The sequence below is a fragment of the Bacteroides sp. NSJ-48 genome (genome assembly GCF_014287405.1).
Lineage (GTDB): Bacteria > Bacteroidota > Bacteroidia > Bacteroidales > Bacteroidaceae > Bacteroides > Bacteroides stercoris.
The window spans coordinates 22,301-28,566 of record NZ_JACOOD010000046.1 but is presented as its reverse complement, the minus strand read 5'-3'; the positions used below and the strand labels follow the sequence as shown (position 1 = coordinate 28,566).

Annotated in this window: 6 protein-coding genes; 2 read left to right on the top strand and 4 right to left on the bottom strand. The window is 53.9% G+C overall.

What is annotated here, in order from left to right; translation table 11 throughout:
* Nucleotides 1-5: 5 nt before the first annotated feature.
* Genes H8S52_RS16665 through H8S52_RS16650 form a run of 4 tightly spaced genes read right to left on the bottom strand, consistent with a single transcriptional unit; the run spans nt 6 to nt 3,807 of the window.
* Nucleotides 6-1,358 (bottom strand): DUF935 family protein, encoded by a 1,353-nt coding sequence (locus tag H8S52_RS16665; protein WP_186910248.1) that lies wholly within the window; start codon nt 1,356-1,358, stop codon nt 6-8.
* A 13-nt stretch (nt 1,359-1,371) separates the two neighbouring features.
* A complete protein-coding gene (locus tag H8S52_RS16660; protein ID WP_117741864.1) occupies nt 1,372-1,797 on the bottom strand; it encodes a phage protein Gp36 family protein in 426 nt (141 codons plus the stop codon).
* A gap of 22 nt (nt 1,798-1,819) precedes the next feature.
* Nucleotides 1,820-3,352, bottom strand: a complete 1,533-nt coding sequence (locus H8S52_RS16655) for a hypothetical protein (protein WP_117741866.1) — start codon at nt 3,350-3,352, stop codon at nt 1,820-1,822.
* Nucleotides 3,353-3,363: 11 nt separating this feature from the next.
* Nucleotides 3,364-3,807, bottom strand: coding sequence for a helix-turn-helix domain-containing protein (locus H8S52_RS16650; RefSeq protein WP_117741867.1), 444 nt, complete (start codon nt 3,805-3,807; stop codon nt 3,364-3,366).
* A 203-nt stretch (nt 3,808-4,010) separates the two neighbouring features.
* On the opposite strand from H8S52_RS16650, the gene H8S52_RS16645 reads away from it, so the two are divergent.
* Nucleotides 4,011-5,051: a head maturation protease, ClpP-related gene (locus H8S52_RS16645; protein WP_186910247.1), complete on the top strand. Its 1,041-nt coding sequence runs from the start codon at nt 4,011-4,013 to the stop codon at nt 5,049-5,051.
* Nucleotides 5,052-5,058: 7 nt separating this feature from the next.
* Nucleotides 5,059-6,264 carry a BACON domain-containing protein gene (locus tag H8S52_RS16640; RefSeq protein ID WP_186910246.1) on the top strand — a complete coding sequence of 402 codons (1,206 nt, stop codon included), beginning with the start codon at nt 5,059-5,061 and terminating at the stop codon, nt 6,262-6,264.
* The last annotated feature ends 2 nt before the right edge of the window (nt 6,265-6,266 follow it).

Sequence of the window (6,266 nt, the reverse complement as noted above, 5' to 3'; positions counted from 1 at the left end):
GTCGACTACCAGTCTAAAGCTGCCCCGTCTGCCGGGGCTTTCACGAAAAAACCTTTGAGCCAGTTCCGGAAGTTTCTTTTCTGTTTCGGTGTCGGTTCATCATCCCGTCCCTTATTCGCCGGTTCCGGCTCTTTCTTCGGGCTTGGAATCTGGCCGGCTTGTTCAGCCGTCTTTTGTTCCGCCTTCAGCTGCTCGTAGTTGGCCGGTTTGTCGATACCGAATTCCTCATAGAGATAGTCGTCATCGATGGGGATGTTGAAGTTTTTCTTCAGCTGCGTAAGGATGGATATTTTGGTACCGGCATCCGTTTCCTTCGGTTCCGGAAAGCAAAATGTCCCCCCTTCAGTATTGATGCCCATGCGCAGCAGAATGTCCGTCATGTCGTAATTTAACACGTTGAGCACATACTTCCGGTCGGCCTCCAGCACCTTGTCCTCCACCTTCTTGTGAACCGTACCCAAAGCCTGTGTACCTTTTTCAGACGATTCTGTAGTCAGCGTATTGCCCAGGATCAGCTTGGATATTTCGTTGTTGCACCGTTCGCAGAGGCGTTCGTAAACGTCAGCGGACCCTGTTTTGTTTCCGGCTTCCGTGAGTTTGAGTTCCGTGTCCTTGGCATGAAAGAACTGCGCCAGACTTCCGGCATTTGCCGCATCCTCCATGGCCCGCTGGCGGGACTCGTCGTCGTCGGAGTCATAGATATATTCCTGTATGGGCATGCCGAATACCTCGGAGAACTGTGCCCAGTCGCCCGTGGTGTTACGTTTGTAAATGACCCAAGGTGCAGCCTTGGCCAACAGCCCCAAATCGGACGGTGAACCCACAAAAAGCAGGTCGGTATATTCATTCCAGGAATGGCCGGTAATGTCCGTCTGGTGGCGCAGGATGAGTTCCCTGACCGGATCCACATGCTTGCGCGGTACCAGGTCATAATCCACCCACTCCTGCAGCTTGTAGAACTGGCAGAGCGAGAAGCCCCAGAATTTCGCATCAAGGATGTCACCCACCAGCCGGTTGAACCAGGGCGACTGTATCTGCTCGTTGATTTTATCGTCCGGCTTCCCGTCCACCCGGAACTCCATGTTGGAACACAATACGGCATTCCTGCGCTTTTCGATTACACAGGAAAGGTGCGTATCCATCAGAATATCCTCGTAGAGGTCATAGAGTTTGTAACGGCGTGAGAAATCGACATTCTCGGCTGCCCTGACGGCTGCCATGTAATCGGAAATGTCCAGTCCGAAGCGTTTGGGCTGTGTGAGCACAATCACATTCGGTTTCTTCTGTCCCGGCAAAGCGAAATTTCCCCCTACGGTGATGATGCCGGCTTTGTTTCTTTTTCTGTTCTTCTTTTTCATGATGCTTGCTTGTTTACCAGTGGTTCGTTCGTTTGCGGTTGCTTTGAATGCGGAAATCCGACCTGCCCGCCCTTTGTTCCTCGGGCAGCAACGGAGCCCCTTCGATTGAAATATCCTCGTCGGCCACCGCCTTCATCCATTCCACCGCCCGTTCATAGCGGTCCTTGCGCACCTGGGAGAGTTTCTGCGGGTTATGGATGCAGAAGATGTGATAGACCGCCATGTCGATGACCATCATCAGCACGAGCTGATTCCGGTTCTCGCCGGTAGCCTCGAAAATCTTGTTGCAGTCGTAGCGTTTGCCCAAGTAGCATCGCATTTCGGCAATGGCCCTGTCCTCGCAAACCTCAATGACCGTTTCGTCTTCGCGTACCAGTGCGTCGAGGATGTCGCGATGGATGCTTGCATCGTAATCGGTGAGTTCTACAAATTTGCTCATAGTCATTATTGTTTTAGAGTTGTCATAATCTTTTCTTGTTCCGCTTTCTTACATCCTTCCGTGAACGGAATACGGGCGGTTCAATGCGCCTGATCAGCTCATCGATGATGCGGTTTGCCCCTTCGACCCCATCCGGTCCGTCGGCCGGATAGCGCATGGTCAGTGTGAACAGCTTGAACTGGTCCTCCAGTTCCTTCATGTGCGGATTGTCCCGTTCGGCCTCGTTGAGGATGAGGTTCCCTTCGCGGTTGAGCGGTTCGAGGTTGGCTTCGATACGCGTAGCCTTGTCCGTCTTCTTCTCCTCGTCGCCCCGGATGAACAGCGCAATCTTCTGTTCGCGGCGCACCTTTGCCACCAACGGTTTGAACACCTGCTGGAAGAAAGGGTCCTGCAGCTTGTTGTTCTCCATGTAGCAATAGACATTGGTCTTGCCCCCGACAAATTCAAGCATCCGGACATACCAGTCAATGAACTCCGCATTGAGCGCCTGCGCCAGGAAAGTCTTGATGACATAGAGCCTGGTGCCCAATTTGCCACAGAGCGAAACCGTCTTGAAGGATTTACCTTTCTTACCCTTGCTTTCGCCCGGTGCCGGGTCGCCATACACCACGAGGAACTTGAATTTGGAGAGAGGCGGTATTTTGCCGTATGAAATGTTCTCGAATACCTCGCCCACGGAAATCGGGTTGTTGAAATATTCTCCCTGTGCCGCCTTTTTGGATATTTTGGACAGTGTGCGGTCGATGTCCTCTTCCGAGTTCTTTTCCGGCCATGTGGAAAAACCGTTTTTGTCGCGGATGTTCACGATGTCCCAGGAGTCGGCCATTTCGCCCGCCCTCACCACGCAGCAGTCCTTGGCGATGATGTTTCCGCAGAAGATGACCAGTGTAGGTTCGGAAATGGAACGTGTGGGGTACAGCGCATTTTCCCACCAGTCCCAGCGCTTCTGGATGATGTCCGGATTCTTGGTGTCCTCGTCCGTATCAAAGTCATCGACCAGCAGCACGTCAGGACGTATGGCCTCGTTACGCGAACCACGCGGCGACTGCCCGGCACCCAGTGCCCGGAACGAAACCTTCCCTTTGGTGGTGAATTCGTCCTCCGTCCATGAACCCGGCATTTCCTGTTTGCCGTAGTATGCCATGATGCGCCCGTTGGCTTCGAGATTTGCCCGGTAGGGATCGAGCAGGCGCACCGCATTGTCCTTGCTGTTGGAGGTCAGTATAACATTCTTTTTGCGTCCGGTAAGCGTGAGATACATGACGATGAACATGGTGACTGTGGATTTGGCCAGCTCACGGCTCCAGGACAGAACCTCGAACCATTCATCGTGTGCAATGATCCGCCGGATAGCCTTTTTCTGGAAATCGGCGAATTCAGATTTGGCATAATTCGGGAAAAAGAACCTGATCCATTCTATAGGATGTTTCTCAAGATATTCCCGGTGTTTTTCCCGTTCGGCTGCCGTCATGTTCCGGTCGACCGGTGTAGCCCTTGCGATGTCTTCTTTGTACTTCTCCCAATCCAGGAGAGCGAGTCTGTCAGTCTGTTTCATTGTCTGTCCCTTTATAATTTGTCTTTAATGTACGCATCGGCCAGCCGGGTGATTTCCTTTGCCTTTTCAAGGTCGGCCGCCCGTACCCAGTCGATGAGTCCGGTTAAAACACTGATGATGTCGGCAATGCCCACTTCCTGCTCCATGTTGCGTATGGCCGCCGACAGTTTCCCGAGAATGTCAGCCTCTCTGGATGAGGGGAACCGTTCCCCCTCGGGCCGTTCGGCGATGGCCTTGTTTATTTCGGCCACCTGCCGGTAGAGGTTAGCCACCTGTTCCTGCCTTGTGAGCGTAAGCCCCACCTTCTGTTCCTCCCACTTCCCGGCCCGAACCCAATTGGATACTGACACCCGCGACACGCCCACACGGTCGGCAATTTCCTGCTGTGTGAGGTTTTCCTTGAGGTACAAAGTCTTTGCCCATTCCTTTTTCTGGGCATTCGTCAAATCTGCCATAAATCGTCCTTTTTAATTGTAAATCACGTTACAAAATTGCATCAAAAAGCGGTCTTTGTAAAAGGCTGCGCGCATGATGCCGGGTTGCAGCGGCATGATAACACCGGAAACCGGCATGATAAAAACGCGGTTTCCCCGTGCCATGGGAATGTCCTATTTTCGCACCATCGAAACGCGGGGAAACCGCAGGTAAAGACATGACGATGAGCAGATTTTTCAATATTACAACAAGCGATGACGGTATCAGCACGATATTCCTGTACGGGGACATCGGGGACTATACCGAGGTGCAAAGCGGGCGCATAGCACAGGAACTGATGGAAGCCGAGCGGGTGAGCCGGCGCATCCATATACGCATAAACAGCAACGGCGGGGAAGTGTACAGCGGTATTGCGATATTCAACGCCCTGCGCCAGAGCAAGGCGGACATCCGCATCTATGTGGATGGCATAGCCGCCAGCATGGCCAGTGTGATAGCCCTTTGCGGCAAGCCGGTGGAGATGAGCCGGTATGCCCGGCTGATGCTGCACAGTGTGAGCGGCGGATGCTACGGCAACAAACAGGACCTGCAGCGGTGCATGGAAGAGATAGAAAGTCTGGAAAGCAGCCTGAGTGAGATTTACTCCGAACGTCTGGGACTGGACCCGGACATGATCAGGCAAACCTATTTTGACGGTGAAGACCACTGGCTGACCGCACAGGAAGCTTTGGACCTTGGTTTCATAGACGGCATCTATGATGCAGACCCCGTGCCGGAGGACAGCACACCGGCACAGATATATACTTTATTCAATAACCGGCTCGTTGAGCCACAAAAAAACAGAGAAGACATGAATCTGGAAGACGTAAAGAAACGCCCGCGCTTCAAGGATTGCGCGAGTGATGCGGATGTGTTCCGCATGATGGACCAGCTGGAGGAAGAGGCGGGAAAGGTTCCCGGCCTCACGCGGGAGAATACCGACCTGAAGGCAAAGGTGAAGACCTACGAGGACAAGGCCGCTGCCGATGACATTGCCGCCCGCAAGCAATTGCTTGACGCGGCAGAGAAGGACGGACGCATCGATGCGACGACCCGTCCCATCTACGAGAACCTTCTGGCAAATGACCGCGAGAACGGCGAAAAGGCCTTGGCCCAACTGCCGGTGAAGCGCCGTGTGATGGAAGACCTGCACCTGGAACCGGACGGTGAAGAAAGCCCCTGGAACAGGCGTATGCGTGAAATCAAGGACAAACGTAAAAAGTGATTGAGATATGGCAATAATTGTAAGAAACACGAATTACAGCGGCGAGGTACTGGAACAGTTGCTGACACTTGCCGCGACTAACAACGAGATTGTGGAAAAGGGGCTGATCATGGTGATTCCCGGTGTGGAGAAGAAAATCAGCCTGCCCCGCCTGAAAACGGGCAAGATGCTTCAGAAGCGCAAGGAAAACCCCGGTGTGGAAGATTCAAAGGGCAACTTCAACTACGATGAAAAGAGCCTTGACCCGGTGGACTTCATGGCCTTTACGGTGTTCAATCCCCGCACGTTCGAGAACATCTGGCGCAAGTGGCAGCCGAAGGGCAACCTGGTGTTTTCGGAACTTCCGCCCGAAGCACAGAACGCCCTGCTTGCCGAACTGGCCAAGCAGGTGCAGTTTGAACTGGGCAACCATTATGTGAACGGTGAGTACGGCGATGACGATGACCACCTGTTCAACGGCATCCTGACCCAAATGGCCAAGGACACCGAGGTTATTGTGGTGGACAGTGCGGAATCGACCATGCTGGGCCGCCTGAAGGCTCTGCGCGTGAAGATTCCCGTAGCTATCCGCAACAACCCGGACCTTCGCATTCTGATGAGCGTGAACGACTTTGACAAGTATGACGACGAACTGACCCAGCGCGAGGCCAAGAATGCAAGCGAAACCGACGTGAATGCCCGCCGCTACAAGGGCATTACCATCGAGACCCTTGCCGCCTGGCCCGATGACCTGATTGTCTGCACCCTTTGTTCGCCCGATGCCGGCGGTAACCTGTTTGCGGCGGTGAACCTGCAGGATGACGAGGACGTGATTCAGATTGATAAAATCTCGAATGCCAGCGAACTGTACTTCTTCAAGATGCTGATGAAGGCCGATACGAACATTGCGTTCGGTGAGGAGGTGGTGGTGCTGGACAAACGTCCGAATCCGGTGTTCAAGCCCGCGGAGAAAAAGCTGTCTGCCGTTCCGACCGCGGTGACCATCAAGCCGGAAGGCGGCAGCCAGGATGTTGCCGTGACCGCATCCGGCGAGTACAGCGTGAGCGCATCCCCTGCGGGCTTTACCGTGTCCCCGACGGATAACGGTATCCGTATCTCTGCCGCAGCCAATACGACGGGCAAGGACAAGAGCGGGGCTGTCACCCTGACGCTGGACTCCGACAAGGCCAGGACCGTGAAGATAACCGTCAGTCAGGCAAAACAGGAGGCGTAGGC